This window comes from Microbacterium sp. ZW CA_36, assembly GCF_044987475.1.
Classification (GTDB): domain Bacteria; phylum Actinomycetota; class Actinomycetes; order Actinomycetales; family Microbacteriaceae; genus Microbacterium.
This window is the reverse complement of record NZ_JBJDRL010000014.1, coordinates 1-25,868: the sequence shown is the minus strand read 5'-3', so window position 1 is coordinate 25,868 and position 25,868 is coordinate 1. Positions and strand designations below refer to the sequence as shown.

At 67.3% G+C, this 25,868-nt stretch carries 23 protein-coding genes; 14 read left to right on the top strand and 9 right to left on the bottom strand.

Going from position 1 to position 25,868, the window contains the following annotated elements:
• Nucleotides 1–8: 8 nt before the first annotated feature.
• Nucleotides 9–2,435 carry a glycoside hydrolase family 2 TIM barrel-domain containing protein gene (locus tag ACI3KX_RS08480; protein WP_404909402.1) on the bottom strand — a complete coding sequence of 809 codons (2,427 nt, stop codon included), beginning with the start codon at nucleotides 2,433–2,435 and terminating at the stop codon, nucleotides 9–11.
• 281 nt (nucleotides 2,436–2,716) lie between these two features.
• Here ACI3KX_RS08480 and ACI3KX_RS08475 point away from each other — a divergent pair, with 281 nt between their 5' ends.
• Complete coding sequence (locus tag ACI3KX_RS08475; protein ID WP_404909401.1) at nucleotides 2,717–4,045, top strand: enolase C-terminal domain-like protein; 1,329 nt, start codon at nucleotides 2,717–2,719, stop codon at nucleotides 4,043–4,045.
• Here the strand turns inward: ACI3KX_RS08475 and ACI3KX_RS08470 are convergent.
• Nucleotides 4,035–4,793: a FadR/GntR family transcriptional regulator gene (locus tag ACI3KX_RS08470; RefSeq protein WP_363356565.1), complete on the bottom strand. Its 759-nt coding sequence runs from the start codon at nucleotides 4,791–4,793 to the stop codon at nucleotides 4,035–4,037. The two genes, ACI3KX_RS08475 and ACI3KX_RS08470, sit on opposite strands and share 11 nt — an antisense overlap.
• Nucleotides 4,794–5,064: 271 nt before the next feature.
• Between ACI3KX_RS08470 and ACI3KX_RS08465 the strand changes: the two genes are divergently transcribed.
• From ACI3KX_RS08465 to ACI3KX_RS08450, 4 genes are all read left to right on the top strand, one after another.
• A complete protein-coding gene (locus ACI3KX_RS08465) occupies nucleotides 5,065–6,051 on the top strand; it encodes an ABC transporter permease (protein ID WP_404909400.1) in 987 nt (328 codons plus the stop codon).
• Complete coding sequence (locus tag ACI3KX_RS08460) at nucleotides 6,045–7,007, top strand: carbohydrate ABC transporter permease (protein ID WP_363356566.1); 963 nt, start codon at nucleotides 6,045–6,047, stop codon at nucleotides 7,005–7,007. Before ACI3KX_RS08465 ends, ACI3KX_RS08460 begins: the two co-directional genes overlap by 7 nt.
• Before the next feature lie 83 nt (nucleotides 7,008–7,090).
• The gene (locus ACI3KX_RS08455) at nucleotides 7,091–8,746 is read left to right on the top strand and encodes an ABC transporter substrate-binding protein (RefSeq protein ID WP_404909399.1); all 1,656 of its coding nucleotides are present in this window, start codon (nucleotides 7,091–7,093) and stop codon (nucleotides 8,744–8,746) included.
• 79 nt (nucleotides 8,747–8,825) lie between these two features.
• On the top strand, nucleotides 8,826–10,928 hold the full coding sequence (locus ACI3KX_RS08450) for a glycoside hydrolase family 36 protein (RefSeq protein ID WP_404909398.1): 2,103 nt from the start codon (nucleotides 8,826–8,828) through the stop codon (nucleotides 10,926–10,928).
• An 89-nt stretch (nucleotides 10,929–11,017) separates the two neighbouring features.
• Here ACI3KX_RS08450 and ACI3KX_RS08445 read toward each other — a convergent pair whose 3' ends face one another.
• Nucleotides 11,018–11,914 (bottom strand): LysR family transcriptional regulator, encoded by an 897-nt coding sequence (locus ACI3KX_RS08445; RefSeq protein WP_363356570.1) that lies wholly within the window; start codon nucleotides 11,912–11,914, stop codon nucleotides 11,018–11,020.
• A 127-nt stretch (nucleotides 11,915–12,041) separates the two neighbouring features.
• Here ACI3KX_RS08445 and ACI3KX_RS08440 point away from each other — a divergent pair, with 127 nt between their 5' ends.
• The 6 genes from ACI3KX_RS08440 (at nucleotide 12,042) to ACI3KX_RS08415 (ending at nucleotide 17,330) form a co-directional block, all read left to right on the top strand.
• A complete protein-coding gene (locus ACI3KX_RS08440; RefSeq protein ID WP_404909397.1) occupies nucleotides 12,042–12,899 on the top strand; it encodes an aldo/keto reductase in 858 nt (285 codons plus the stop codon).
• Nucleotides 12,896–13,948: an aldo/keto reductase gene (locus ACI3KX_RS08435; RefSeq protein ID WP_404909396.1), complete on the top strand. Its 1,053-nt coding sequence runs from the start codon at nucleotides 12,896–12,898 to the stop codon at nucleotides 13,946–13,948. The genes ACI3KX_RS08440 and ACI3KX_RS08435 overlap by 4 nt, the downstream gene beginning before the upstream one ends.
• A 166-nt stretch (nucleotides 13,949–14,114) precedes the next feature.
• Nucleotides 14,115–14,549, top strand: coding sequence for a hypothetical protein (locus tag ACI3KX_RS08430; RefSeq protein WP_404909395.1), 435 nt, complete (start codon nucleotides 14,115–14,117; stop codon nucleotides 14,547–14,549).
• Nucleotides 14,550–14,571: 22 nt separating this feature from the next.
• Entirely contained in the window at nucleotides 14,572–15,498 is a 927-nt protein-coding gene (locus ACI3KX_RS08425; RefSeq protein WP_404909394.1) for a DUF6544 family protein, read from the top strand.
• A 176-nt stretch (nucleotides 15,499–15,674) separates the two neighbouring features.
• Complete coding sequence (locus tag ACI3KX_RS08420) at nucleotides 15,675–16,646, top strand: alpha/beta hydrolase (protein ID WP_404909393.1); 972 nt, start codon at nucleotides 15,675–15,677, stop codon at nucleotides 16,644–16,646.
• A gap of 225 nt (nucleotides 16,647–16,871) precedes the next feature.
• Nucleotides 16,872–17,330, top strand: coding sequence for a GyrI-like domain-containing protein (locus ACI3KX_RS08415; protein ID WP_404909392.1), 459 nt, complete (start codon nucleotides 16,872–16,874; stop codon nucleotides 17,328–17,330).
• 112 nt (nucleotides 17,331–17,442) lie between these two features.
• Here ACI3KX_RS08415 and ACI3KX_RS08410 read toward each other — a convergent pair whose 3' ends face one another.
• The 3 genes from ACI3KX_RS08410 to ACI3KX_RS08400 all read right to left on the bottom strand — a co-directional run bounded on the left by ACI3KX_RS08410 (nucleotide 17,443) and on the right by ACI3KX_RS08400 (nucleotide 19,975).
• Nucleotides 17,443–17,610 (bottom strand): MetS family NSS transporter small subunit, encoded by a 168-nt coding sequence (locus tag ACI3KX_RS08410; protein WP_404909391.1) that lies wholly within the window; start codon nucleotides 17,608–17,610, stop codon nucleotides 17,443–17,445.
• On the bottom strand, nucleotides 17,607–19,184 hold the full coding sequence (locus ACI3KX_RS08405) for a sodium-dependent transporter (protein WP_404909390.1): 1,578 nt from the start codon (nucleotides 19,182–19,184) through the stop codon (nucleotides 17,607–17,609). Before ACI3KX_RS08405 ends, ACI3KX_RS08410 begins: the two co-directional genes overlap by 4 nt.
• A 134-nt stretch (nucleotides 19,185–19,318) precedes the next feature.
• Entirely contained in the window at nucleotides 19,319–19,975 is a 657-nt protein-coding gene (locus ACI3KX_RS08400) for a GntR family transcriptional regulator (RefSeq protein ID WP_404909389.1), read from the bottom strand.
• A 203-nt stretch (nucleotides 19,976–20,178) separates the two neighbouring features.
• Between ACI3KX_RS08400 and ACI3KX_RS08395 the strand changes: the two genes are divergently transcribed.
• Nucleotides 20,179–20,889, top strand: a complete 711-nt coding sequence (locus tag ACI3KX_RS08395; protein WP_404909388.1) for an alpha/beta fold hydrolase — start codon at nucleotides 20,179–20,181, stop codon at nucleotides 20,887–20,889.
• Between the two features lie 73 nt (nucleotides 20,890–20,962).
• On the opposite strand, the gene ACI3KX_RS08390 is transcribed toward ACI3KX_RS08395, so the two are convergent.
• Nucleotides 20,963–21,706: a hypothetical protein gene (locus ACI3KX_RS08390; RefSeq protein WP_404909387.1), complete on the bottom strand. Its 744-nt coding sequence runs from the start codon at nucleotides 21,704–21,706 to the stop codon at nucleotides 20,963–20,965.
• A 141-nt stretch (nucleotides 21,707–21,847) separates the two neighbouring features.
• On the opposite strand from ACI3KX_RS08390, the gene ACI3KX_RS08385 reads away from it, so the two are divergent.
• Nucleotides 21,848–23,668 (top strand): sensor histidine kinase, encoded by a 1,821-nt coding sequence (locus ACI3KX_RS08385; RefSeq protein ID WP_404909386.1) that lies wholly within the window; start codon nucleotides 21,848–21,850, stop codon nucleotides 23,666–23,668.
• Complete coding sequence (locus ACI3KX_RS08380; RefSeq protein ID WP_404909385.1) at nucleotides 23,668–24,339, top strand: response regulator; 672 nt, start codon at nucleotides 23,668–23,670, stop codon at nucleotides 24,337–24,339. The genes ACI3KX_RS08385 and ACI3KX_RS08380 overlap by 1 nt, the downstream gene beginning before the upstream one ends.
• A gap of 12 nt (nucleotides 24,340–24,351) precedes the next feature.
• Here ACI3KX_RS08380 and ACI3KX_RS08375 read toward each other — a convergent pair whose 3' ends face one another.
• Both ACI3KX_RS08375 and ACI3KX_RS08370 read right to left on the bottom strand, forming a co-directional pair.
• The gene (locus ACI3KX_RS08375) at nucleotides 24,352–24,957 is read right to left on the bottom strand and encodes a GNAT family N-acetyltransferase (RefSeq protein ID WP_404909384.1); all 606 of its coding nucleotides are present in this window, start codon (nucleotides 24,955–24,957) and stop codon (nucleotides 24,352–24,354) included.
• The coding region (locus ACI3KX_RS08370; RefSeq protein ID WP_404909383.1) for a penicillin acylase family protein at nucleotides 24,954–25,868 on the bottom strand (915 nt) is incomplete at its 5' end. The genes ACI3KX_RS08370 and ACI3KX_RS08375, both read right to left, overlap by 4 nt.

Sequence of the window (25,868 nt, the reverse complement as noted above, 5' to 3'; positions counted from 1 at the left end):
TGTTGCGGTCAGCGTGCCTCGAGGTCGACCGAGGCCGACACGTACCCGGAAGCCGACGCCGTCACGGTGATTCGTCCGCCTGAGGTCGGACGGATCACGGCCAGCGCGCGGCCGTCGTGGAGTCGATGCTGCGCATCGGCGAAGGATTCCTCGGTGACCATCGCCGCGCTCCCGAATCCCTGGAGTGATCCAGGACCGTCGATCCGAAGTTCGACTTCGACGTCTGCATCGGTGGCCCTGACACCGTCGGCATCCCCGATCTCGATCACGACGTAGCCCAGATCTCGACCATCGACGGCGAGCGCCGCGTGTTCGGCTGTCAGTCTCAGACGCCGATCGACCCCCGCCGTCTGCAGTACCACAGACTCGGCACCCCGTCCATTTCGGATGGCGTGTGCCTCGATGCGGCCGGGAGTGTACTCGACCTCGAACAGTGCGCGATACCGATGGTCCGGCCCCGTCGGCCGACGTCCCAGGGAGCGGCCATTGACGAGCAGTTCTACTTCGGGTGCGTCGCTGTACACCTCGACTTCGAGCGGTTCGGTGCCGACATCTCCCCATGTCCACGACGGGATGCAGTCGGTCCACGACCAGGGAGCCGATCTCGTCGCCCTACCCCTCGTGTGCGGACGCCTGACCGCGATGTACGGCTCCGGTCGAAGGCCGTACACGATCTCTCGGTAGTACGAGGCAGGGCGACGCTCGCCGGTGATGTCGATGTCGCCAGAACCCGCAAGCATGAAGGGGTAGGGGCCGAGTGCGCCGTCGCCCGGTGGATCGTCCGCGTAGTGCATGCGCCCGAGGCCCGGCTCACCCAGATAGTCCCACCCCGTCCAGGTGAAGTCGCCGATCACCTGCGGGTTGGCGCGTACGAGTGCCCAGAGTCGGTCTATGTGCGTGGGGAAGGTCTCAGACCCGACGATCACGCGATTCGGGAACAGCTCGCGGTCCAGTTCGTACCGGCAGTCAAGATAGTTCATTCCCGCGATATCGGGGGCACCGTAGGCCTCCTCAGTGAGCGCGGTCACCGCGTCGGTGACGCCGAGCGCACTCATCCGATCCTCGAGGCTCGACTCGCGGGCGTTGATCTCGTCGACCGGGTGCAGCGGCGCCCCGCCCAGCAATTCCGGATCGACCTCCACGGCCGCATCCATCACGAACAGCGCGCCATTGACGGCGGCCGTGACATACCGGGTCGGATCCAAGCGGCGGACCTCGGCAGACATGCTCCTCGACAGGTCGGAGCCTGACCGGGTTGCCGCCTCCGGGATCTCGTTGCCGATCGAGTAGATGATGACACTCGGATGGTTGCGGTCCTTGGTCACCATCGCCTCGAGATCTCGCTGCCACCAGTCCGTGAACTGATCCGCGCCGTCGTCGGGCGACTTCGATCTGGTCCAGACGTCGGTGAGCTCATCCATGACGAGCACTCCCAGACGATCACAGGCATCGAGCATCGCTCGACTCATCGGTTGATGAGCGCTGCGGATTGCATTGAAACCGGCGGACTTGAGCAGGGCGACCCGGCGCGCCTCCGCGCGATCGAAGGTCGCGGCGCCGATCACCCCGTTGTCGGCGTGCACGCAAGCGCCGCGCAACTCGACCGGGTCGCCGTTGATGCGCAGGCCGCGGGCCGCATCGAGGTGAAGTGTCCGGATGCCGAACTGCACCTCGCTCCGGTCGAGGTCGATGTCACCGGTACCCGAGCTGAGGCTCGAGTCGACGCGGTAGAGGTCGGGCGTTTCGACGGACCACCGCCGTGGGGCCATCACCAGGATGCGCTGGCTGACTTGGGCGCTGCCGCCGGGCGGGACGCTCACCCTCGTGCGATCGACGCCGACGACCTCGCCTGAGGGATCCACGATGCTCGTCTCGAGCCGCCGCACGGCCGGGATCGTCTCGAGGTTTCGCACCGTGGTCACGACCTGTACGACCGACGCCTCGGCGTCATGCTCGGGGGTCGTCACGACGATGCCATCGAGCGGGACATGGACGCGAGGCGCGATTGCCAGGTGGACCGGCCGGACGATGCCGCCCCCGGTGTACCACCTCGCATCCCGGTGGGCACGCGCCTCGACGATGATCTCGTTGTCGCCGCCGTAACGCAGGTACCGGTCGAGTTCAACGGTGATGGTGGAGGTTCCCGACGGTCGCCGAATCGCGAGGTCGCCGTTCACGAAGACGGCGGCCGACCGGTAGACGGATTCGAATTCGAGCATCACATGACGGTCCCGCCAGTGCGCTGGTGCCGGGAGCCTCGCGCGGTACACCCAGTCGCCGCCCGGGAAGTACCCGGTGGCCTGGAGGGCCGGGTCGTCGAGTCGGCTCGAACCCAGCACCGCATCATGCGGGAGCACGACCGACTCGAACTCGGTATGACCGGCGGAATACCGCTCTCGGAACTCCCACGAGTGGGGGAAGAGCACTCGCTGCATCTGGAACTGCTGCCTCTCGGTTCGCCGTCACGCTAGCATCGCGGCTAGCATGTGTAAAGATCAGATCTTTAGGACTGGCCGTTGAAGTCGCATTCTTCGAGCGATGCGTCCGCGTCTCCACGAGGACTCGGCGCATCGTATGGCCTGTCGGGGCTTCCTCGGCGCGATGCGTTCCTACTGAGGTCGCCTCGCGGTGGCCTCTGCGACCAACTCGGCTTCTCAGTTCTGGCCGATAGATCAAATGACCTGGAGTTACCAACACCGCCACGAAGGGATGATTGATGCCGATCATCACCAATGTCCGCGTCCACGATGTGCGCTTTCCCACCTCGCTCGACGCTGACGGTTCCGACGCCATGAACAAGGACGGCGACTACTCGGCGGCCTATGTGGCGTTGGAGACCGACTCCGAGCTGTCCGGGTATGGGTTCACATTCACGATCGGTCGCGGCAACGATCTCTGTGCTGAGGCCGCACGGCAGCGAGCGCTGCCGCTGGTCGGGCGGGATGTCGACACATTGCTCGACGACCTGGGCGCAACCTATCGAGAGCTGGCTTCTGATACTCAGCTGCGGTGGCTCGGTCCGGAGAAGGGCGTGGTCCACCTCGCGATGGCGGCGGTGATGAACGCGCTCTGGGACATGGCAGCGCGACGAGCGGGCGTTCCGCTCTGGCGTCTCCTGGTCGAGATGAGTCCCGAGCAGTTGGTCGATGCCGCCGATCTCCGGTACCTATCCGATGCGCTGACCCGCGACGAAGCCATCGCGATGCTGCGTTCGGCGGCCCCGGGCCGGCACCAGCGCCTGGAGGAGTTGAAGGCGCGCGGCGGATATCCCTGTTACACCACAAGTGCGGGCTGGCTCGGCTACTCAGATGAAAAGCTTCGAACGCTGCTTCGCGAGGCGGTGACCGACGGGTACCGTCACTTCAAGCTCAAGGTCGGCGCAGACCTGGACGACGACCGCCGGCGGCTTCGTATTGCCCGCGAAGAGATCGGCTGGGATGCCGAGCTCATGATCGACGCCAACCAGGTGTGGGATGTGCCGCAGGCGATCGAATGGATCAACGCACTCGCCGAGTTCCGGCCGATGTGGATCGAGGAGCCCACGAGTCCCGACGACGTGTTGGGGCACGCGGCGATACGCAGAGCTGTTGCGCCCATCGGTGTCGCCACAGGCGAGCACGGCATGAACCGTGTGCTCTTCAAGCAGATGTTCCAGGCAGAGGCTCTCGACTTCTGCCAGCTCGACTCCGCTCGGCTTGCCAGTGTCAACGAGATCCTGTCGGTGTACCTCATGGCACACAAGTTCGGCGTGCCGGTCTGCCCGCACGCCGGCGGAGTCGGGCTGTGTGAACTCGTCCAGCACCTTTCGATCTTCGACTACGTCGCCGTGTCGGGATCACTCGACAAGCGCCTCACCGAGTACGTCGATCACCTCCACGAACACTTCGTCGACCCGGTGATCGTCTCCAACGGCCACTACGCACTGCCCTCGCGACCGGGATACAGCGCCGAGCTCCGCGACGAGGCTGTGCAACGCTACCGATTCCCGGACGGCCAGTACTGGCTCGAGCGAAAGGCGCAGGACCTGCTGGTGATTACTCGCTGAGCGGCTCGACCCGCGAGTCACCAGCGACGGGATGCTCGGCCGCGAAGACCTCGACGCCGAGCAGATGCGCCGCCATCCGGATGCGAGCCCGCTCGGCGTCGCGCGTGCGAAGCGCCGCGAGGATCGCCCGGTGCTCCGCGTGTGCCGCACCGAGCGAGTCGCGTTCGGTGATCGCCCGCCACAAGCGGCCGCGGAGCGTCCGGGTCATGAGGCTGTCGATCAGAGCGGCGAGGGCGGCGTTGCCGCTGGCGGCAGCGATCCGCTGATGGAATGCCGCATCCGCATCGATGAATGACTCGGGGCCGAGTTCGCCGGAGGCCAACCCGACGTCGATGTCCGAGAGGATCAGCTCGAGCTCGTCGAGATCGCGGTCGGTGAGCCGTACGGCGGCGAGTCCGGCGGACTCGGTCTCGAGCACCCTGCGCACGCCCAGCAGGTCGACAGACTGCGTCGCCTCCTGCAGTCCCGCCCAGAACTCCAGCGGGCGCAACAGCGAACCTGGGTCGAGCTGCGTGACGTAGGTGCCGTCACCCTGCTTCGTCTCGAGCACACCGAGCGCCGCGAGCGAACGGACGGCTTCCCGCAGAGATCCTCTCGAGACTCCCCACCGTGCGGCGAGCTCCTTCTCGATCGGGAGTCGGTCGCCGGCCTGCAGTTCACCCGACGCGATCATCTCCTTGACGATCGCGATCACGCGGTCGGAACGGGAGCCCGAGCCCGTTGCGGTGTCATCGGCGCCGGTTGCCACGCACGCAGTCTACCGATGCGGGGACCCGACCGACGCCTCGCACGACGCGAACGCGCCGAACGCGCCGACCGTAAAGGTTCAATCAATTACCCAGGACGCTCACGTCTCGCGGTATCGAGGGTGCAGATTGACACTCAATGATCAGACGTTTATCGTGAGAGGCCGGTGACTGCAACGTTGCAGAAAGGAACGCCCTGATGATGTCCCCCAGACCACCGCGCTGCACGTTCCATCGCGAGGTGCCGCGTGACGCGGGCCCGGTGGAGCACGCATGGTGACCCCGGTCGGCGGCATCGGACTCGATGTCGGCGATGTGACCCGCGATCTCCGCGACCGAGAGAGCGGACGCGGCTTCCGCGGGCTGAGGCGCAGTTTCCGGCGTCACTGGCAGCTGTACCTGCTCATCCTGATCCCGATCGCGTACTTCGTCGTGTTCAAGTACATCCCGATGGCGAACACGATCATCGCGTTCAAGGATTACAACGTTGTGGACGGTGTTTGGGGCAGCGACTGGGCCGGGGTGAAGCACTTCGAGCGCTTCTTCTCGAACCCGATCTTCTGGCCTGTGCTGCGCAACACTTTCGTGCTCTCGGCATACGTGGTGCTCGCAAGCTTCCCGATTCCGATCATCCTGGCCCTGGCGCTGAATGAAGTGCGTCTGAGGTTCTTCAAGAACACCGTTCAGATGGTGACCTACGCGCCGTACTTCATCTCGACGGTCGTGGTCGTGTCGATGACGATCCTGTTCCTGTCGCCCCGTGTCGGTCTCGCGGCTCACGTCACGCAGTTCTTCGGCCTCGGCACCATCGACTTTCTGAGCGATCCCGACTACTTCCGTCACATCTACGTGCTCAGCGACATCTGGCAGACAATGGGCTATTCCGCCGTGATCTACCTCGCCGCGCTCGCCGGGATCGACCCGACTCTGTACGAAGCGGCAAGGGTGGACGGGGCCAGCCGCTGGCAGAAGATCCGCCACGTGGACATCCCGGGTCTCCTGCCCACGGCGATGATCGTCCTCGTGCTCGGTGTCGGCAACGTCATGGCGATCGGATTCGAGAAGGCGTTCCTCTTCCAGAACAGCCTGAACATCTCTCAGTCCGAAATCATCCCGACTTACACCTACAAGGTCGGCTTGCTGAGCGCCGACTTCAGCCAGGCAGCAGCGATCGGCCTGTTCAACGGGGCCATCAACCTCGTGCTGCTCCTCGCCGTGAACGCTCTCGTCAAACGACTGACAGGAAACGGACTGTGGTGACCACGACTCTGGACGAACGCCGAAGCAGCGACGCCGAGCCGCCGGTGCGCAAGCCGAGACCGGTCAAGGCCCCGCGGCGCATCAAAGAGTCGCCGACCGACCGGATCTTCATGGTCGGGGTGTACATCCTGCTGACGACGTTCCTGCTGTGCGTCCTGCTGCCGCTGCTGTACATCGTCGCGAGCTCCTTCAGCGATCCCTTGGCGGTGTCATCGGGTCGTGTCACGTTCTGGCCCGTCGACTTCACACTCGAGGGCTACCAGCGGGCGCTGAGCGACAACTCGATCCTCACCGGCTTCACCAACTCGCTCATCTACACGCTGGCCGGAACCGCCATCAGCCTCGTGCTGACGGTCGCCATCGCATATCCGCTCTCCCGCAGCGACCTATGGGGTCGCCGCGGGATCACGCTCTTCGTGGTCTTCACGATGCTCTTCGCCGGCGGCATCATCCCGACCTACCTGGTCGTCCAGAACCTCGGGTTGCTCGACACGCGATGGGCGCTCATCCTCCCCCAGGCCATCGGCGTCTGGCAGGTCATCATCGCCGTCGCGTTCTTCCGCACATCGATCCCCGAGGAGCTCTACGAAGCGGCCCAGCTGGACGGCGCCAGCGATCTTCGATTCCTCCGGACAGTGGTCCTGCCGCTCTCCAAGCCGCTCCTCGCCGTGATCGCGCTCATGTACGCGATCTTCCAATGGAACTCGTACTTCGACGCGCTGCTCTATCTGCGGGACCCGAGTCTGTACCCGCTCCAGCTTGTGCTCCGCAACGTACTGATCCTGAACCAGGCCGCTCCCGGTCTCGACGCCGCCGCTGCGCTGGAACGCCAGCAGCTCGCCGACCTGCTCAAGTACTCGCTCATCGTCATCTCCACGGTGCCGGTGATGCTCGTGTACCCCTTCGTCGCCCGATTCTTCAACAAAGGGATCCTCGTAGGCGCCGTCAAGGGCTGACGCGCCGCACGTCGCACCGCGTCATGAATCCAGCACCACACCCGTCCCAATCACAGAGAGGCAAGACCTTGTTGAGACAACATATGTCGGACAAGATGCGACGCAGCCGTCGCTCACTCGCAGCCATCGCGGGAGTGGCGGCTTTGACCGCCGCAGTCGTCGGGTGCACCCCAAGCGCCGGAGACGATCAGAAGGTCATCACCATCTTCGGCGAACAGGGCGGCCAGATGGACCTCAACACCAACTCCTTCACGAAACTGCTGGAGGACAAGTTCGACGTCGACATCGACTTCCAGACCACGGGATACGACTCGGGCGCAGCGACCGAGGCCCGGCAGATCTCCCTCGCCGGCGGCGAACTGCCCGAGGCGTACATGCTCGTTCCGTGGGCATCGCAGTTCACGCAGGCCGAGCTGCAGCGCTACGGAGACCAAGGAGTCGTCCTGCCCCTGAACGACCTCATCGAAGAGCACGCGCCCAACATCGCCGACGCCCTTGCCGCTGAAGAGGGCTTCGAGACCCTTGCGACCGCGCCCGACGGGACGATCTGGGGGCTCCCGCAGTGGAACGACTGCTACCACTGCTCCTACCCGTACAAGTTCTGGATCAACACCGTCTGGCTCGAGAACCTCGGACTCGCGATGCCGACGACACCCGACGAGTTCTTCGACGTCATGACAGCTTTCAAGACGCAGGACCCGAACGGGAACGGCGTCGCGGACGAGATCCCCATCACGGGAAGCGCGCAGTGGTCGATCGTGCCGTTCATCATGAACGCGTTCATCGCGAACTCCTTCAATACCGGCGCCGGCGCGGCCAGTCAGCCCATCTCGCTGGGGCTCGAGGGTGACACCGTGCAGATGCAGACCATGCAGGACGGTTGGCGAGAAGGTCTGAAGTTCCTGAACAGGCTGTGGGCGGCAGGACTGATCGACCCCGCGGCGTTCTCGCAGGGCGGCGACACCATGCAGGCCACCGGCAACTCGGCCGAGGGCGTCATCGTCGGCGGCTTCACCGCCATCCACCCCTGGATCGGCGTGAGCATCGGTCAGGAGGATGCGCGGGACACCCAATACGACCCGCTGCCGCCGCTCGAGGGTGCAGAGGGGCCGATCACCACCTATCAGTTGCCGAGCGTGCCCGGTGCGACCTTCGTCATCACGAAGGCTGCCGACGAGGTGGAACAGCAGGTGATCATGGAGATGATGGACTACATCTTCACCCCCGAGGGTCACCTTCTCGGCGAGATGGGCGAAGAGAACATCGGCTGGCGGGCTCCTGAGGAAGGCGACATCGCCCTTGATCCCGAGCTCGAGCCCTGCTTCGTCGACCTGCCGCTGGATGAGGAGAACGAGGCGGACTACAACGGCAACTGGGGCCCCATGGCGCAGGTGTTCGACACCGTCGAGTGGCGCAACTGCCAGGTGCAGCCGCTGGACATCTACACGGAGGAAGGAGCCGAGCGCCGGCTCTTCCAGGCGACCGAGCTCTATGAGGGCAAGGAGTCCGACGCCAATTTCCCGTACTGGAACCTTTGGGTGCCGGCGGAAGAGGCGAGCGAACTCGCCACGCTCACGACCAACATCGAGAGCAACGTGGCCACCGCGACGGCGGAGTTCGTCACCGGGGTGCGTGACCCGAACAACGACGGTGATTGGAACGGCTACCTGGACGGCCTCCAGGGCCTGGGCGTCGACCGCTACCTCGAAATATGGCAGGCGGCGAACGACGCCAGCTGACCGACGACATCGACCCGGGGCGGGGCGGATGCCTCGCCCCGGGCCTCGACGCCGCACAGGTCATCGGAGGAACACCGCCATGCATACGCAGACGATCAGATGGCGCCCGGGCGCGTTGGAGTTGGACCTCGACCTCGGCGTCGACGGCCCCCCGAAAGTGCGGCGGCTCGCCGCGGTCGGCGGCGGCCGCACCGCCGCGCCTTCGGCGGCGATTCCCATCGCGGAGGTTCACCTCGGCGGCGAGGGCTCGGGCACGTCGTCCTCCGAGCGGCTGATGGGGAGCGCAGTCGGGCTCCGTCTCCGCACGGTGGATCACCGCACCTGGACCGACGGTGACATGGCACACCTCGAGGTGACGGCGCGGGACGCGATGTCAGGCATCCTGGTGATCGCACGATGGTCGAGCTGGCGCGACCTTCCGGTCGTGCGCTGCGCGACCGAAGTCGTCGCGGGCGACGAGGCCGTCCACCTGCGCGCGGTCTCGTCCGTCGCCATCGGCGGCATCTCAGCGGATGGCTCGCACTGGTGGCACGATCACGAAGTCGGCTTCGCGCACAACACATGGTTCCGCGAGCTGATGTGGCAGCGGCGGACGCCCGCCGAGCTGGGGCTCGACGACACCGGGCTGCGCACATGGGGCATCCCCAGCTCGCGGGCGTCGTTCGCCCTGGGGCAGCGGGGCAGCTGGTCGACCGGCGGACATCTGCCGATGGGCATCCTGCGATCCCGCGTGGAACGGCGGTCGCTGCTATGGCAGATCGAGCACAACGGTGCATGGCGGTGGGAGCTCGGCGATCAGGACGACGCGCTCTATATGGTGGCGAGCGGACCGACGGACCAGGGCGCGGCTTGGTCGCATCGGCTCGGTCCAGGCGAGCGGTTCAGCTCCGTGCCCGCGACGCTTGTACTGGGCGGTGACGACGACGAGATCTTCGGTGCCCTGACCGAGGCTCGGCGGCGGGTGCGGCGCCCACACGTGGACCACGAGAACCTGCCGGTGATCGTCAACGACTTCATGAACGCGCTCATGGGCGACCCGAATGCCGAGAACCTGCCGCCCTACATCGACGCAGCGGCCCGCGCGGGAGCCGAGGTCTACTGCATCGACTCCGGCTGGTACACCGACGGCCCGGCATGGTGGAACGACCTCGGCTCGTGGCAGCCATCCTCCCGACGATTTCCCCGCGGCCTCGATCAGATGACGCGCCGGATCCGCGACGCGGGCATGGTAGCCGGCCTCTGGCTCGAGCCGGAAGCCGTGTCGGCTGCGAGCCCGATCGCCGGGCTGCTGCCGGCCGAGGCGTTCTTCCAACGCGATGGGCAGCGCGTCGTGGAATCGGGGCGACTGCAGCTGGACTTCCGCCATCCGGCCGCACTCGCACACATCGACGCGGCGGTCGAGCGACTGATCATCGAACTCGGACTGGGGTATCTGAAGTTCGACTACAACATGGACGTCACGCAGGGCACCGACCTCGACGCCGACAGTCCCGGTGACGGAGCATTCGGTCACCAGCGCGCGCTGCTCGAGTGGGTGAGCGAACTCATGGACCGGCATCCCGGCCTGGTGATCGAAAGCTGCGCGAGCGGTGGACAGCGGATGGACGGCGCGACGCTGCGAGTGCATCCCGTGCAGTCCACGAGCGACAATCAGGACCCGCTGCTCACGGCCGCGATCGCCGCAGCCGCGCCGACCGCCGTCACACCTGAGCAGGGTGCGGTGTGGGCGTATCCCGATCCTTCCTGGTCCGACGAGCGGATCGTCTTCTCGCTCGCGAGCGCGCTGCTCGGCCGGGTGCATCTCGCAGGCCGGATAGACCTGCTGTCTGAGGCGCAGATGCGGCTCGTGCAGGAGGCGATCGACGCCTATCGCACCACGCGAACCCGTATTCGCACCGCGCTGCCCTTCTGGCCTCTGGGACTGCCCGGGTGGCATGACCCCGTCGTGGCGCTGGGCGTGCGCGACGACGACGGCGAACTGATCACGGTCTGGCGCCGGGCTGGCTCCACCACCGTGCGTGTGCCCCTCGCCCGGCACTCCGGGCGCCCGCTCGTTGTCGAAGCGGTCTTCCCGACCAGCCTCCCGACGAGCGTGCGATGGGATGCGGATGCCGGCGAGATCGTGCTCGAACTGCCCGACGAGCCAGCGGCGCGCACGCTGCGGCTGCGAGGAGAAAGCTGATGTCGGTGATTGCGTGCCGGTCGTCCAATGCAGGTGGACCGCACGATCGATCTCGCGCTCACGATGGGCGGCTGGATCAGGACGCCTTCCTAGCGCGGCTCGAGGAGGCCGAGGAACTCGGTGGTGAGGTGAGACGTCCTCTCGGAGTGGGCGTAGGCGGCGCTCACCGTCCAGACGGGGTCACGCTGCTCAAGACTCAGCGTGCGGAGGTCCGCCGCGATCGTCTTTCGTGACACCGACTGCGGAACGACCGCCACACCGAGGCCTCGGTTGATCATGTCGACCAGAGCGTGGATGTCGCCGACCGTGAAGGCCACTCGCCTCGGGATTCTTCGTTTGGCGAAGATCTCGTCGGTGACGACCCTGATGGCCCAGGTGCTGTCGAGGTCGATGAAGGTGCGGTCCTGGAGGTCGTTCCACGCGACGGACTTCTGTGACGCGAGCGGATGCTCCGGTGGTGTGAGCAGTACGAGTGGCTCCGTTGCGAGCGTCACATGGTCCAGCCCCGTGAGCCGAAGTTGCGGGGCGGTCGTCTCGGAGGTGCCCGCCACGAAGGCGAGATCGATGTCGCCGCTTCGCATCCGCTTGAGAAGATCGCCGCTGCCCGCCTGCGTGAAGCTGATCTCCACCTCACGGTGCCTGCGGTGGAATCGCTCGACGATCTCAGGCACATTGACCGACCCGAGGCACTGCTCGGCGCCGACGCGCAACGCGCCGGCGAATTCCGCCGTCGTCGCGGCGACGGCGTCCCGGCCGGCGTTGGCCTCCGCGAGGAGATTGCGGGCATGAGGGAACAGCGCATGCCCCGCCGGTGTCAGTTCTACCCGCCGCGTCGTGCGGACGAACAGCTTCGCGTTGAGGTCGTCTTCCAGGCTCTTGATGGCTGCCGACAGCCCGGATTGCGACACCCGGGTGATCTCCGCTGCTCGCGTGAACTGATTCTCTTCGGCCAGCGCAACGAAGTACTCCATCTGCCTGAGATCCATATGTCGGCCATCCATTCATGATTGGCAGTTGTGAAATCGACAATATTCTTCTGTTGGACAGATGGCAAGGCTGCACCTAGCTTGAAAGCAGATCCACTGAATAGCTCATGATCAAGGAGATATGTAGATGAATCATCGCTTCATCGGAGACGTGGCGGTCGGCGCGATCGGTCTCGGCGGCATGCCGATGTCGATCGAGGGCCGGCCTGATGAAGCCCGCTCGATCGCGACGATCCACGCCGCGCTCGAGGTCGGCGTGACGCTCATCGACACCGCGGATGCGTACCACCGCGACGCCGACGAGGTCGGCCACAACGAGGTCCTCATCGCGAAGGCGCTCGGGACCTACGGGGGCGACACCAGCGAGGTGCTGGTGGCGACGAAGGGCGGGCACCTGCGCCCCGGAGACGGCAGCTGGACGTTGGACGGTCGACCCGAATACATCAAGGGCGCGGCGAAAGCCTCCGCGACGCGGCTCGGCGTCGAAGCGATCGGCCTCTACCAGTTCCACCGACCCGACCCCCACGTCGACTACGCCGACGCGGTCGGTGCGCTGCGCGACCTGCTCGACGAAGGCGTCATCCGGATGGCCGGCATCTCCAACGCGAACGCCGACCAGATCCGGCTCGCGCAGGAGATCCTCGGCGGGCGCCTCGCCTCGGTTCAGAACCAGTTCTCACCGGCGTTCAGATCCAGCCAGGCAGAACTCGAGCTCTGCGCGGAACTGGGCATCGCGTTCCTGCCATGGAGTCCACTGGGAGGAATAGCCCGCGCCAGCACCCTGGGTGGGAAGGGCGCCGCGTTCGAACGGATCGGCGCGGAGCTCGGAGTCAGCGGGCAGCAGGTCTGCCTCGCCTGGGAGCTCGCGCTCGCGCCGGTCGTCATCCCGATCCCCGGCGCCTCGCGGCCCGCGAGCATCCAGGACTCCGCACGGGCCGTCGACATCACCCTCACCGACGATCAGATCAAGGAACTCAACGCATGAGCGCACCGCAGCAGTCAGCCGGCTATCGCACACTCGGCCGCAGCGGAGTCGTAGTCTTCGAGCAGGCCCTCGGGACGATGACCTTCGGTGCCGAGGCGGACGAGACGACGTCTCACGCCATCATCGACGCGTACGTGGACGGCGGCGGCAACTTCATCGACACCGCCGACGTCTACAGCGCCGGTCGCAGCGAGGAGATCATCGGCCGATGGCTCGCCGCGCACCCCGCCGAGGCGGCGCAGCTTGTCATCGCCACCAAGGGCCGGTTCCCGATGGGTGCCGGACCGAACGATCACGGGACCTCCCGACGGCACCTTCGGACTGCGCTCGAAGCTTCGCTGCGTCGCCTGGGGGTCGAGCACATCGACCTCTACCAGCTGCACGCCTGGGATGCGATCACCCCCCTCGACGAGACGCTGCGTTTCCTCGACGATGCGATCACGCAGGGGAAGATCGGGTATTACGGCTTCTCGAACTTCACGGGCTGGCAGCTCACCAAAGCATCCCAGCTCGCTGAGCGGCACGGCTGGAACCTGCCGGTGACACTGCAGCCCCAGTACAGCCTTCTCGTGCGAGGCATCGAGCACGAGATCGTCCCCGCGGCTCTCGATGCCGGCATCGGCCTGCTGCCGTGGTCGCCGCTGGGCGGCGGCTGGCTCAGCGGCAAGTATCGACGTGACGTGTCCCCGACCGGCACGACGCGGCTCGGCGAGAACCCGGAGCGTGGCATGGAGGCGTGGCAGCAGCGCAACGCCGATCCCCGCACCTGGCAGATCATCGACACCCTCACCGGCATCGCGGAAGAGCGCGCCGCGTCGCCGTCGCAGGTCGCGCTGGCCTGGCTCGCCGCGCAGCCCGCGGTGACATCCGTGATCCTCGGCGCGCGGTCGGTCGAGCAGCTTCGCGACAACATGGGTGCGGTCACGCTCGAATTGGATGCCGCGGAGCTCGAGAGCCTGACCGCGGCCAGTGCGCCGCGTGCCGACGACTACCCGTACGGTGCACCGGGCATCGCACAGCGTCACCGCAACATCGGGGGTGGCCGGTGAGCGGGATGACCATCGCCGTCACCGGCGGGTGAGCGTGCGGCCGGGTTCGTGCAGGTTGACCTGACGGACTACTGACGCCGGCCCCCGCGGAGGCGGAGCCCGGCGGGACCTTCGGCCCTCACGCTGGAATCGCGGATGCGGTGGACTCGTCGAAGGAGGTGACAAGATGAACGACACTGCGACTTCGACCGGTTCACCCGGAACGCGGCGCCGGCACGACGTCTGGGATCGCCCGATGACCGCCGTCGCGGCGATCGTCATCGCCGCCGTGCTCGCGTCGCGGTTCGCCCCCGACTTGGTCACCGGCCGGGAGCACGAACACCTCCCGCTCGTCGCCCTTACCATCTGGCCCTGGGCCGCCGCTGCGATCGGATACGTCCTGATGGCGGGTCGGCGAAGCCGGGCACGCGAGCTTGTCCTCGGGGTCATCTTCGTGTGGGCGGCAGCCGTGGTCCTGGCCATCGCTCTGCCCGCCATGGTGACGGGTACGGACCCCACCCGCGTCCCGCTCGCCGCGCTCATCGTGCCGCCGTTCGCCGCCATTGCGACCGGGTTCTTGGCGATCGCGCACGTCCGCGCGGATGCAGCCCTCACCGATTGACGGTCGGGGAGAGGGGCCCGGGATGCGTCGCCGAGTGATGGGAGCCGCCACCGCGGTGCTGCTGCTGAGTGCTGCTGCGTACGGCCTCGTTTCTCGCGGCCCCCTGGGTTTGCGCGGCGAGTACCGCCGCCGCATCGCTGAAGTGGTGACCAGCGCGTCGGCCTCGATGCCCACACCCGTCGTCACCGAAGCAGACCTGCGTCATCTGCCGGCGCCGGTTGCGACCTATGTGCGGCGCAGCGGCGCCATCGGTCGTCCCCGGGTAACCGTCATGCACGCGTTCATGCACGGTCGGATCCGCTCCGGCCCCGACGCGCCGTGGATGCCGTTCTCAGCGGAACAGGTCAACAGCTTCGTGGGGAAGCGGCGACGACTGTTCTTCATGGATGCGACCATGAGAGGACTGCCGGTCGACGTACTCCACGTCTACGACGGCGGCCACGCGACAATGCGGGCGAGAGTCCGTTCGCTCATCCCGGTGGTCGATGCCTCCGGCCCCGACATGAGCCGAGCTGAGCGTGTCACCGTGGTGAACGACATCTGCGTGCTGGCCCCGGGTGTGCTGCCGTTCGCGGACGCCGTCTGGGAGGAGGTGGATGCCCGCCGCGCCCGCGCCGTCTTCCATATCGATGGGCAAGACGTACACGTCGAGCTGACGTTCGGCGAGGACGGCGCCCTGGTCGATTTCGTGTCCGACGATCGCCGTCGTGCAGATGACCGCGGCACGTCGTTCGCACGTCAACGCTGGTCGACCCCGATCTCGCGCACGGCTGAGCAGCACGGCTACATGCTCGCGAGCCATGGCGAAGCGCGTTGGCATGCCCCCGAGCCGGAAGGAGAATTCGCGTACCTCGAGTTCACGATCGACACCATCGACTACACCGCAGACCATCGCGCTGGTCAAAAGGTGACGACACGACCGGCCGGTCGTCGTGTGCCAACACCATGACGGCGTCGTCGGAGATCACGCCGCGACCTGTACTCGGCAGGCCGGGTCGACCGCCGACACGTTCGTTCGCCTCCTGCTCTCGACCTCGCCTACTTTTCGCAATCGTCGCCACGCTGCTGGGTTGGATCGTGCTGTCGGTAGGACTCGGCATCGGTCTACCACGTGCGGGTAGCGGCGTGGCGGGCACGACGCTGGCGGTCGTCGCTCTGGTCGTCGGGGTGACCCTCGTCGCCATCGCCGGAACGCTGCTGTTCCACGCGGCTCGCGGCTGGGCGCGCCTGACCTTCGTTCCCGGGAGCCTGGCGATCCTCGCCGGGCTCTACAGCCTGTCGATTGCGCTGGCCGCGGTCTACCCGCCCCACGCATCGTCCGACGGCCCGCTGCCAGCCGATGCGACACGGGTCGAGATGACCTCCGCCGACGGCGAACGCTTGGCGGGCTGGTACCTCCCATCACGCAACGGCGCCGCCGTCGTGCTGCGCCACGGAGCCGGATCCACGACCGCAGATGTCAGGCAGCACGCGCGTCTGCTCAACGACGCCGGGTATGGCGTGCTGGCCACGGACGCCCGCGGTCATGGGAAGAGCGGCGGACTGGGCATGGATCTCGGCTGGTACGGCGAGCTCGACATCCAGGCGGCCGTCGATGTTCTGGCGGGTCGCACGGATGTCGACGCGGGGCGAATCGGGGTAGTCGGGCTCTCGATGGGCGGTGAGGAGGCCATCGGTGCCGCCGGAGTCGACCGACGGATCCGAGCGGTGGTGGCCGAGGGTGCGACGGGTCGCACGGCGGCGGACAAGGCATGGCTCGCCGACGAATACGGTGCGCTCGGGCTCGTGCAAGGCGTTCTCGACTCGGGGACGTACGGTTTCGTGGACCTGCTCACGCCTGCCGATCCGCCGGCGACGCTCGAGGAGTCGGTCCGCGATTCCGCGCCGACGGCGATGCTGCTTGTCGCGGCCGGAGACCGCCCCGACGAGGAGTCGGTCGCGGTGCGGCTCGCTTCACTCGCCCCCACGCGTGTGCAGGTCTGGGTCGTTTCGGGCGCCGGCCACGTGGCAGCACTTCGCACGGACCCCGCCCGCTGGCGGGAGCACGTGATCATCGGCTTCCTGGATGTCGCGCTGGCAGTCGAATCGCTGCGGTGAGGGCTTCTGCCGGCTCCTCGGGCGCGAGTCTCCGACGACACCCGCCACTGGGCCGAACGAATGAGTGGAACGGCGCAGCCTGGCCTGCTGCGCCACCTCGCAGACACTCACACGACCGGCGGGGAAGAACTCCGCCCCGGCAATCGGCGGGGTCATGGCGCTCCACTGTGCGTCGCGGGACGTTCGGCCTGCGCGTCGCACAGTCTTGCGACGATCGTGTGCAGCATGATGAACATCAGGATCACTGAGCACCCCCAGCAAGCGACGGCAGCCGTGCGGGAGAAGGTGCCGATGGCTGAATTGACCGAGTTCTTCTCTCGGGCGTTCCAGGACACCATGACCGCGCTCGAAGATCAGGGCCTGCACCCGACGGGAGCGCCATTCGGCAAGTACTACGGTCGCCCGAATGCGATGGTGGACGTCGAAGCCGGCTTCCCCGTCGGGACGGCCATCACCCCCGCTGGCAGCGTGCTGCCAGGCAGTCTGCCAGGCGGAAGAGTCGTGGAAGCGATGCACATCGGACCGTACGACACGATGGAGAGCACGTACTCCGCGGTCGAGCGCTATTTCGCCGATGCGAAGCTCACCCCCGGCGCCGCGATGTGGGAGAGCTACCTCACCGATCCCGAGGCCGAACCGGACCCCGCGAAGTGGCACACACAGATCTGCTGGCCGATCGACTGATCAGCGACCGCCGGCTTGTCCACCGCTGTGCATGAAGGTGCCCGCGCTCTGTCCGGACTCCGCATAGCGAGCTCGTTGCGCTCCTCGGAAGGAGTAGAGCCGCAGACTCGGATCAGGTGTCGCGGATGCTCGGCGCGTCGTCTTCTCGGTGATCGTCGTCTCCGCCTGCGGGGTACGCGGCCAGTTCGGGGCGCGATCGCAGGAACAGGATGCTGGCGATCAGCCCACCCCAGACCAGTACGAGGGCGAGCAGCAGGAAGGTGATGGCGATGCCGGTCATGAGCGCCCCTCCTTGGTGAGGACAGCGTACTCGGGCCATGCGGTGAAGTCGTCCGGGTCGCGTTTCCACCGCAGCATCGTGAAGGCGACCGCTGCGACGATGATGAAGGCGATCGTTCCCCAGCCGACGAGCCCGAGGTACCACGGTGGAAGGTCCGCGTAGCCGTCGACGATCAATGTGATGGTCCGGGAGATGAGCATGTAGGCGAGCACCACGGGTGCGAGGATGCCGACGAGGAAGATCCACACCTTGCCCACGCGGAACGTCGAGACGGCATTGAGGTGGAACCGCAGCTCGCCGCCCTTTCGCAACACCCAGATCACCAAAACGGTCGACAGAACAGCTGAGGCGACGATGCCGATGTTGTTCGCCCACTGATCCGCGGTGTCGAGGGCCAGCAGGCCGGTCGTCGTCGAGAAGATGAGGATCGAGAGGATGGCGGACACTCCGCCGACGCGCACGGCGGCCTGGCGGGGCGACAGGCCGAACTTCTCCTGGAACGCCGCGGAGACGACCTGCAGCACCGACAGCAGAGATGTGAAGCCGGCCATCGTGAGGGAGCCGAAGAACAGCACCCCGAAGATCGGTCCGCCGGGCATCTGCGAGACGATCGCGGGGAAGGTGATGAACGACAGCCCGACGCCCGTGAGCCCGTCCAGCTCGCTCACCGCCACACCCTGCTGGAACGCGAAGAAGCCCAGGGTGGCGAACACTCCGATTCCCGCGAGGATCTCGAACGATGAGTTCGCGAACGCCACCACGAGCCCCGGCGCCGTCAGATTGGCCTTGCGCTTGCGGTACGACGCGTACGTGATCATGATGCCGAACGCGATCGACAGCGAGAAGAAGATCTGACTGTAGGCGGCGATCCACACGTTCGGATCCCCCAGCGCTTCCCAGTTCGGCGTGAACAGTGCGTTGAGACCTTCGGCCGCACCGTCAAGGAAGAGAGCACGCACGACCAGCACCGCGAACGCCACGACCAGAAGCGGAAGGAAGATCACATTCGCCCGCTGAACTCCCTTGGCCACACCGGCGGCGAGGACTGCGATGGTCACGATCCAGACGATCGCGAGCGGGATCAACACGCCGGGCACGAACTCGAAGGAGAAGCCGGGATGGCCGACCTGCAGGTACTCGCCGGTGAGGAACGAGGCGGGGTCCTCGCCCCAGCGCAGGTCGAACGAGAAGACGAAGTAGCTGAGCGCCCAGGCGATGACGACCGTGTAGTACAGGCCGATCACGAACGCGATCGCCACCTGGAACCACCCGAGTCCCTCGAGCCAGCGTCCCGATCTGGGCCCGCCCAGACGGCGGAACGCGGTGGGTGCGGATCCGCGGAAGCGATGGCCGATCGCGTAGTCGAGGAACAGGATCGGGATGCCGGCTGTGATCAGGGCGACGAGGTAAGGGATGAGGAACGCGCCCCCGCCGTTCTCGTACGCGACACCCGGGAAGCGCCAGATGTTGCCCAGGCCGACCGCGGAGCCGATGGCGGCGAGGATGAACCCGACCTGCCCTGTCCACTGCTCCCGGGGCGGTGCTGAGGGCTGCGGTGCGGGTGCTGCGGACATGGGATCTCCTCGACATCCGGCCCGGTACGACGGTCGTCGCACCGGTCGATACGCCTCAGGCTAGACAAGAAAGCACGCGTACCCAAGGGTCGACGCGCGTGCCCGTATCCAGCGGGTCCCGGCAGTCCGGGTGCCTACCGGTGTGGTTCGGCGACGGGAAGACTGTGCCACGTCTGGAACGCGAGCGCGGCCGCGCCCTCGGCATCCGCGGCTTGGCACATCGCGATCAATGCGGCGTGGCGTTCGCGCGAGGTGAATCGGTCGATCGACACGAAGCGCAGGAACTCGGCCCGCCGCACGACGGGCTCGAACTGTTCGAGCACAGCTGCGAGCGAGGGATTGCCGGACGCCCGGACGAGCGCTCCGTGGAATTCGTCGTCGGCTTCGACGGCGGCGATCGCGTCGCCGGACTCCACGGCCGCTGAGAACCTCTCGTTGGCCGCACGCATCTCTTCGAGGACCGAGGGGGCCAGGTCGGGTACTGCCAGACGCGCGGCGAGTTCGTGCATCGCGGCGACGACGTCACGGGCGTGGCGCACGGTGGCCTCTTCCATCTCCGCCACGACCGTCGAGCGTCCCGGCCGGGCCACGATCAGTCCGCTCGCTGCGAGCCGCAGAAGCGCTTCGCGTACCGGCGTCCGACTCACGCCGAGCCATTCCGCGAGCTCGCCGTCCCGGAGACTCTCGCCGGGCGCGAACGTGCCGTCGACGATCGCGTCCCGCAGTCGTACATAGACGTCATCGCGGAGGAGCGAGCGGCCCACTGGTGGGTGGTTCTGCGGGATGGGCATGCGATGTATTGCACACAGAATCCCACCATCAGTCAAGTCAGGGCAGTCAGCGGCGGGCATGACCCGGGCCGCCGACATCCCGGAATAGCATCTGCGACATCGTTGTTACTGAGTGCAACATGCAATATATTGCCGCTGTCGGCCTGGCCGGCTAGCGAGCACTCGCTCCGGATACACCGGACGAGAGACAGGAAGGAAGAGAAATGAGCACCACCGATCAGCAGATCAAGAACGTTGTGCTGGTGCACGGCGCCTTCGCTGATGGTTCGGGCTGGCGTGGCGTCTATGACGACCTGACGTCTCGGGGCTTCAAGGTCGCCATTGTGCAGAACCCGCTCACCTCGCTCGAGGATGACGTGGCCGCGACCACGCGGGTCCTCGATCGACAGGACGGCCCTGCGATTCTCGTCGGCCACTCCTGGGGCGGCACGGTGATCACCGAGGCCGGCGTCCACCCCAAGGTCGCGGGGCTGGTCTATGTCTCGGCACTGGTACCTGATGCCGGCGAGACCACCGGCCAGCAGTACGAGGGTTTCGCCGCGACGCCGGAGTTCGTCATCGATGTCGTCGACGACGGCTACGGCTTCCTCAATTCGGAGAAGTTCAAGGCCGGCTTCGCCCACGACGCGAGCGACGCCGACGCCGCGTTCCTGCGGGACGCGCAGGTGCCGATCAACATGTCGGTCTTCGACACGCCCGTGAAGAACGCTGCGTGGCGCGCAAAGCCCACGTGGGCCGTCATCGCCACGGAGGACAAGTCGTTCGATCAGGCGATGCTGCAGCACATGGCCACGCGGGCGGGCGCGAAGATCACGAACGTCTCTGCCAGCCACGCACTCTACGTGACGCAGGCCGGGGTCGTCGCCGACACCATCGCTGCCGCCGCAGAGGGCGCCGCAAGCACCGGTAACTGAGAGTGCGGGGCACCGGACTCGCCGGTGCCCCGCAGTTCAGCTGGCTTACCTCTTGACGATCGCGGCGTACGTCCTACGTCGGCTCGCTGACCTCCGCCCCAGCCCGACGCCTGACGGGCGCCACGGGCACCGGACGGATCAGCTGCACGGTCGCCCAGACGCACGGCAGGAGCACGAGCAGGCTGAGGACGATGTAGGGCACGTCCGCGGAGAAGGGGATGAGACTGAACAGCGGCGGCAGCAGGAACAGCAGCGGAACGATGATGGGCAGCACCCCGCTGCGCCAGAGGGCGAGGGCGAGAATCGGCAGCGCCAGGGAGTACCCGCCGAGGCCGGCCATCAGCAGGATCAGGAAGACCGGACCGTTGAACAGCGCTACAGCCGTTGCGACCGCAGCGTCCGTGTCCGTAGCGGACTTCAGCGCAATGAGCACGGCCGATTCGAATCCCAGCACCAGAAGAAGCGTGATCGCACCCAGCATCCCGATGATCAGGCCGATGACGCCGAGTGTCCGACCGCGACCTCGTGCGATCACGAAGCCTCCGATCCCGAGTGCGGCCGCCATCACGAACACCGCACCGAAGATCTGGAGCACTTGCCCTTCGTAACCGCCATGGCTTCCTTCCGCGATTGCTCTGAACTGCTCCTCATTGGTCTCGAACGTGCCTGAGTACATCAAGCCCGGAATGACGAAGATGCAGAGCGGGGCGAACGCGATTCCGATCGCTCCGATCCAGCGAAGCACCGATTCACTGCGTTGCATGACTACCTCCGGATGACGCCGCGCCTCGGGGTGAGCCGCGTGTGTGGTGATCATGTCCGGCTTGCCCGTGTCGACGCGTCCGGCCAGACGCCCGGCCGTCTAGGTCGAAAGTCTCGCCGGCGAACGCGTGAGGGGGGATGCGGGGTCAGACCTGGGTCTGATGCGGTCCCGTCGGCACCGCAGTACGCTCGCGCCATGTGGCTACGCCGCCCTTCCGTCGCGGATGCCGTCCTCGCTGCGCTGTGCGGACTCACCGTGGCGGCCAACCTGCTGCCGGCGACGATGTGGGGACTGCCTGCTGCGGCGGTGGTGGGGGGACTCATCGTGGTGATGCCCCAACGACCGCTCACGGCCGGCGCGCTGCTGGCGGCGGTCTACGTGACGCTGTCCGTCACCGGCCTCACCCTGGGCAACGCCGCCTGGCTGACGCCCCTCTTCGTCGGGGTGTATTCACTGGGCAGATATGCCCCGCTGTGGCGGGGCGGCCTCGTCGCGCTCGTCTTCGCGATCGCGTCAGTGGAGATCTGGACTCCGCAATCGATCGCCTTCTCCGTCGTCCTAACGGGGTGCCTCTTCGCTTACGGTCGCGTCGTCCAGCTCCGCGCGCAGAGAGCTCGACGCGCGAGAGCGTCGGAGACGGAACTGCAGGCCGCGGATGCCGCGGCAGTCGCGGCCCGGATCGTGTCAGACGAACGGGCGCGCCTGGGCGGACAGTCGCTGACACTCCTGCGCGGCGCGGTCGAGGGAATGCGGTCCGATGCCGCCTCAGCGAGAGTCGAGCTGGACGGGCGCCTGATCGAGTCGGTCTGCGAGCGAGGGCGACTGGCCGTCACCGAGTTGCGGTGGCTCCTCGGGATCCTTCGGTCCGAGTCCGTGCCCGACCGCCCGAAGAACGCCCGCGATCTCCGAGGGCGGGTCGTCAACATCGTCGTCGCGGCCGCCCTGCTCGTGCTCTGTACCTGGGAGCTCTGGAACCAGGTGTGGGAACCACCGGCGCCGCTGGCATGGGCGCTCGCAGTGGTGCTCCCGGCCTGTGTGGTCGTACGGCGGCGGTTCACCACCCTCGCGTGCAGTGTGGCCGCAGCCGGTGTGGCAGCCGCGCTGCTGACCGGCATCCTGCCCACCGTCGGGAACCTCTTCTGCATGGTCCTGCTGGCATGGTCGGCCGGTTCGGCCCGGCGCCCCGTGGTGTGGGGGATCTTCGGAGCGCTCGCCGCGGGTACCGCCGTCTGGGGTGCCCGCCATGATCCGGCGAACTGGGAGTTCACTTTGGCGCTGCTCGCGCTGCCGGCGTTCGCGGGCTTCGAGTGGTCCGCGCATGATCGCGTCGCCCGCGCCGCCTCCGCTCACGCCGATGAGTTGCGCGCTGAGATCGATGCCCGTGTCGAATCGGCCCGCCGCGAGGAGCGACTTCGCATCGCCCGCGAGCTGCACGATGTCACGAGCCACGCTGTCGGTGTGATGGTGATGCAGGCCTCGGCCGCCTCCGCACTGCGCGAACGCGACCCTGCAGCCGCAAGGAGCGCGCTGAAGACGGTGGACGAGGCCGCCGCGCAGACTCTGGAAGAGCTCGACATGATGCTTCAGCTGCTCGATTCCGGTGCGATCGGCGGTCCGGGTCTCGCGAGCGCGACCGCCGAGCCGCTCCAGGCCCTCGTCGACCGGATGCGCAGGACGGGCCTCGACATCTCGCTCGAGCAGGCGCCGATCCCCGCGCACTTGCGCGGTGTCGTCTATCGAATCGTCCAGGAGAGCCTGACGAACGTCGTGCGTCACTCCAACGCCCGGCATGTCCGGATCAGCGTGGCGCGGGATGAGGGACAGCTCTGTGTGCGTGTCGTGGATGACGGGACGCGCACCCCGGACGGACCGGCCCTGGGCGACGAGACGCCGGGGTTCGGGCTCACGGGTCTCGGCGAACGGGTGAACGGTGCAGGCGGGGCGTTCCGCGCGGGGTGGGACGCACAGGGCTTCACCGTCGAAGCCTCCCTCTCGATCGAACCGGTGAAGATGTGATGGACGATTCGACCATCCGCGTGCTGGTCGCCGATGACCAGCACCTCATCCGAGGCGGCCTGCGGGCGATCATCGACGCGGAACCGGACCTGCGCGTGGTCGGGGAGGCGGTTGACGGAGCGTCGGCGGCACGGGAGGCTGTCGCATGCCGCGCCGACGTCGTGTTGATGGACGTGCAGATGCCCGGGGTGGACGGCATCGACGGCGTCCGGCTCGTCATCGAAGCCCGACCGGAGGCGCGGGTGCTGATGCTCACGATGTTCGATCTCGACGACTACGTTCTGCGCGCACTGCGCGCCGGGGCCAGCGGCTTCCTCCTCAAGACCACTCCACCCGCCGATCTCACCGCCGCGATCCGCGCGTCCCGCAATGGGACGATGCTGTTCGCCCCGTCCGTCACCCGACGCCTGGTGGAGTCCTACGTCAACCAGCCCGCCCCGGTGGACGGGGTGCCGGAGCGGTTGGCGGGTTTGACGGCGCGCGAACTCGACGTGTTCCAGGAGATCGCGCGGGGACTGTCGAACACGGAGATCGGCGCTCAGCTCTATATGGGCGAAGCGACCGTCAAGACCCACATCACCCGGATCCTGGCGAAGCTCGGCCTTCGCGATCGGGTGCAGGCCGTCGTGCTCGCGTACGACTGCGGATTGATGAGGCGGGCGCTCGACTGATGCGCAGCGACCTCACATGGGGTGCGCCGATTCTCTCCACTCCTCACGTGTGAGGAACGCGAGTCGCCCAGACTTCCCCGGCAGCTCGACGCGCGGTCCGAGGGTGAATCCGAAGAGGCCGGCGCGCGCGAGCGCGCGGTCGTTGTCGACGTCCGGCTCGATCACGATCCGCTTCGCACCCGGCTGCGAGAACAGGAAGCCTGCGATCGCGTGGGCGACGCGAGTGGTGAACCGGGGCGCGGGCGCGCCGCGGTCGCCGAGGAGGAAGTGGATGCCGACATCGCCGGCTTGCACCTCATAGACCTCGCCGACCGGGTCGTTCCCAGGCTCGTAGGTCTGCAGAAGCACGATCGGGAGGCCGTCGCGTCGGATCAGGAACGCGTGGTGGGTCGTCAATCCGTCGACGTAGGCGTACAGGTCGCCGAGCGCGTCGGGCGTCAGGTCGCCGAGGCCCCAGAAGCGGGCGGAGGGAGCGGTCACCCAGCGGTGGATGGTGTCGAGGTCGCCGACGGGGTCGAGCACCGACACCTCGAGTCGGCCGAGCCCGGGCACGTCGGCGGCGTGCACGAGGGCGCCGGCGGCCCCGGTCGCGAGACGTGCGGTGGATGTCGTCGTCATGCTGCTCCGGTCGGGGTATCGGCGCGCAGGCGCGTCCAGTCGGTGAGGACGCGCACAGGACGGACGTGCGTCCAGGCCGCCAGCTGGTCGGCGAAGTGCGGGGAGGCGGGGTCGCCTGCCGCGCCGAACGGGACGGACCACCGGCTGTTCTCGCGGTCGGCGAGATCCCACGCCCACCGTGCGACCGATCCCCGCCAGGCCCGGTCGGTAACCCCTGGTGTCGAACCCGTGCAGCGCACCGTGTCGCCGTCTCCCGAGAGCGGAACGTCGAGGCCGGCGCCGGGATCCGCGGCGCCGGGCACCTCCGCGAGGACGTGCAGCGGGAGGAGGCGATGCGTCGTCCCCCAGCTCGCCGCGTCGGCGGCGTCGTCGAGCGCCGCGGCGACCAGGGCGGGGGCGTCGTCACGCAGGGCAGGATGCTCCAGGAGCCGTGCGAGCGCGGCGGCGACCTGACCGGTGACGCCGAGCCACGGGTCGAACACCGCGCCGAATCCGTGGGGCCTGTGCAGCGCCTGCAGCGCGGGGTGCGCGGCCACTCGCCGCACGAGGGCGGCCCGCCAGGCGGCGAACGTGCCGGCGGCGGCGGATGCGGCATCCATCCGCCCGTCCCAGGCGGTGAGCCGATCGCGGGCCGCAGCCGCGCGCGACGGCAGTGCACCCGACGGCAGCATGGCGCGCAGCGCTGCCACGGATCCGCCGGCTGTGTCGCCCCAGATCGGGAGGAATCCGTCGACGGAGCTCGGCCGGAGATCGTCGAGCAGGACGCGGATGCGGTCGGCTCGGTGCGACGACGGGTACGCCCAGCCGAGGTCGATCGCTGCGTCCGCGGGACGTTCGTTCGCGTCCGCGGCGACGTCGGCGACGGCGCGGACGCGAACGAACGTCCCGCGGACGCAGCGATCGACCTCGGC

Excerpts from the sequence above, each read along its gene's own strand:
- ACI3KX_RS08400 (WP_404909389.1), bottom strand. The coding sequence starts at position 19,975 with ATGCCCATCCCGCAGAACCACCCACCAGTGGGCCGCTCGCTCCTCCGC.
- ACI3KX_RS08430 (WP_404909395.1), top strand. The coding sequence starts at position 14,115 with ATGAACGACACTGCGACTTCGACCGGTTCACCCGGAACGCGGCGCCGG.
- ACI3KX_RS08475 (WP_404909401.1), top strand. The coding sequence starts at position 2,717 with ATGCCGATCATCACCAATGTCCGCGTCCACGATGTGCGCTTTCCCACC.
- ACI3KX_RS08425 (WP_404909394.1), top strand. The coding sequence starts at position 14,572 with ATGCGTCGCCGAGTGATGGGAGCCGCCACCGCGGTGCTGCTGCTGAGT.
- ACI3KX_RS08405 (WP_404909390.1), bottom strand. The coding sequence starts at position 19,184 with ATGTCCGCAGCACCCGCACCGCAGCCCTCAGCACCGCCCCGGGAGCAG.
- ACI3KX_RS08415 (WP_404909392.1), top strand. The coding sequence starts at position 16,872 with ATGATGAACATCAGGATCACTGAGCACCCCCAGCAAGCGACGGCAGCC.
- ACI3KX_RS08440 (WP_404909397.1), top strand. The coding sequence starts at position 12,042 with ATGAATCATCGCTTCATCGGAGACGTGGCGGTCGGCGCGATCGGTCTC.
- ACI3KX_RS08465 (WP_404909400.1), top strand. The coding sequence starts at position 5,065 with ATGGTGACCCCGGTCGGCGGCATCGGACTCGATGTCGGCGATGTGACC.
- ACI3KX_RS08455 (WP_404909399.1), top strand. The coding sequence starts at position 7,091 with ATGTCGGACAAGATGCGACGCAGCCGTCGCTCACTCGCAGCCATCGCG.
- ACI3KX_RS08445 (WP_363356570.1), bottom strand. The coding sequence starts at position 11,914 with ATGGATCTCAGGCAGATGGAGTACTTCGTTGCGCTGGCCGAAGAGAAT.
- ACI3KX_RS08375 (WP_404909384.1), bottom strand. The coding sequence starts at position 24,957 with ATGACGACGACATCCACCGCACGTCTCGCGACCGGGGCCGCCGGCGCC.
- ACI3KX_RS08385 (WP_404909386.1), top strand. The coding sequence starts at position 21,848 with ATGTGGCTACGCCGCCCTTCCGTCGCGGATGCCGTCCTCGCTGCGCTG.
- ACI3KX_RS08435 (WP_404909396.1), top strand. The coding sequence starts at position 12,896 with ATGAGCGCACCGCAGCAGTCAGCCGGCTATCGCACACTCGGCCGCAGC.
- ACI3KX_RS08480 (WP_404909402.1), bottom strand. The coding sequence starts at position 2,435 with ATGCAGCGAGTGCTCTTCCCCCACTCGTGGGAGTTCCGAGAGCGGTAT.
- ACI3KX_RS08450 (WP_404909398.1), top strand. The coding sequence starts at position 8,826 with ATGCATACGCAGACGATCAGATGGCGCCCGGGCGCGTTGGAGTTGGAC.
- ACI3KX_RS08395 (WP_404909388.1), top strand. The coding sequence starts at position 20,179 with ATGAGCACCACCGATCAGCAGATCAAGAACGTTGTGCTGGTGCACGGC.
- ACI3KX_RS08410 (WP_404909391.1), bottom strand. The coding sequence starts at position 17,610 with ATGACCGGCATCGCCATCACCTTCCTGCTGCTCGCCCTCGTACTGGTC.
- ACI3KX_RS08390 (WP_404909387.1), bottom strand. The coding sequence starts at position 21,706 with ATGATCACCACACACGCGGCTCACCCCGAGGCGCGGCGTCATCCGGAG.
- ACI3KX_RS08380 (WP_404909385.1), top strand. The coding sequence starts at position 23,668 with ATGGACGATTCGACCATCCGCGTGCTGGTCGCCGATGACCAGCACCTC.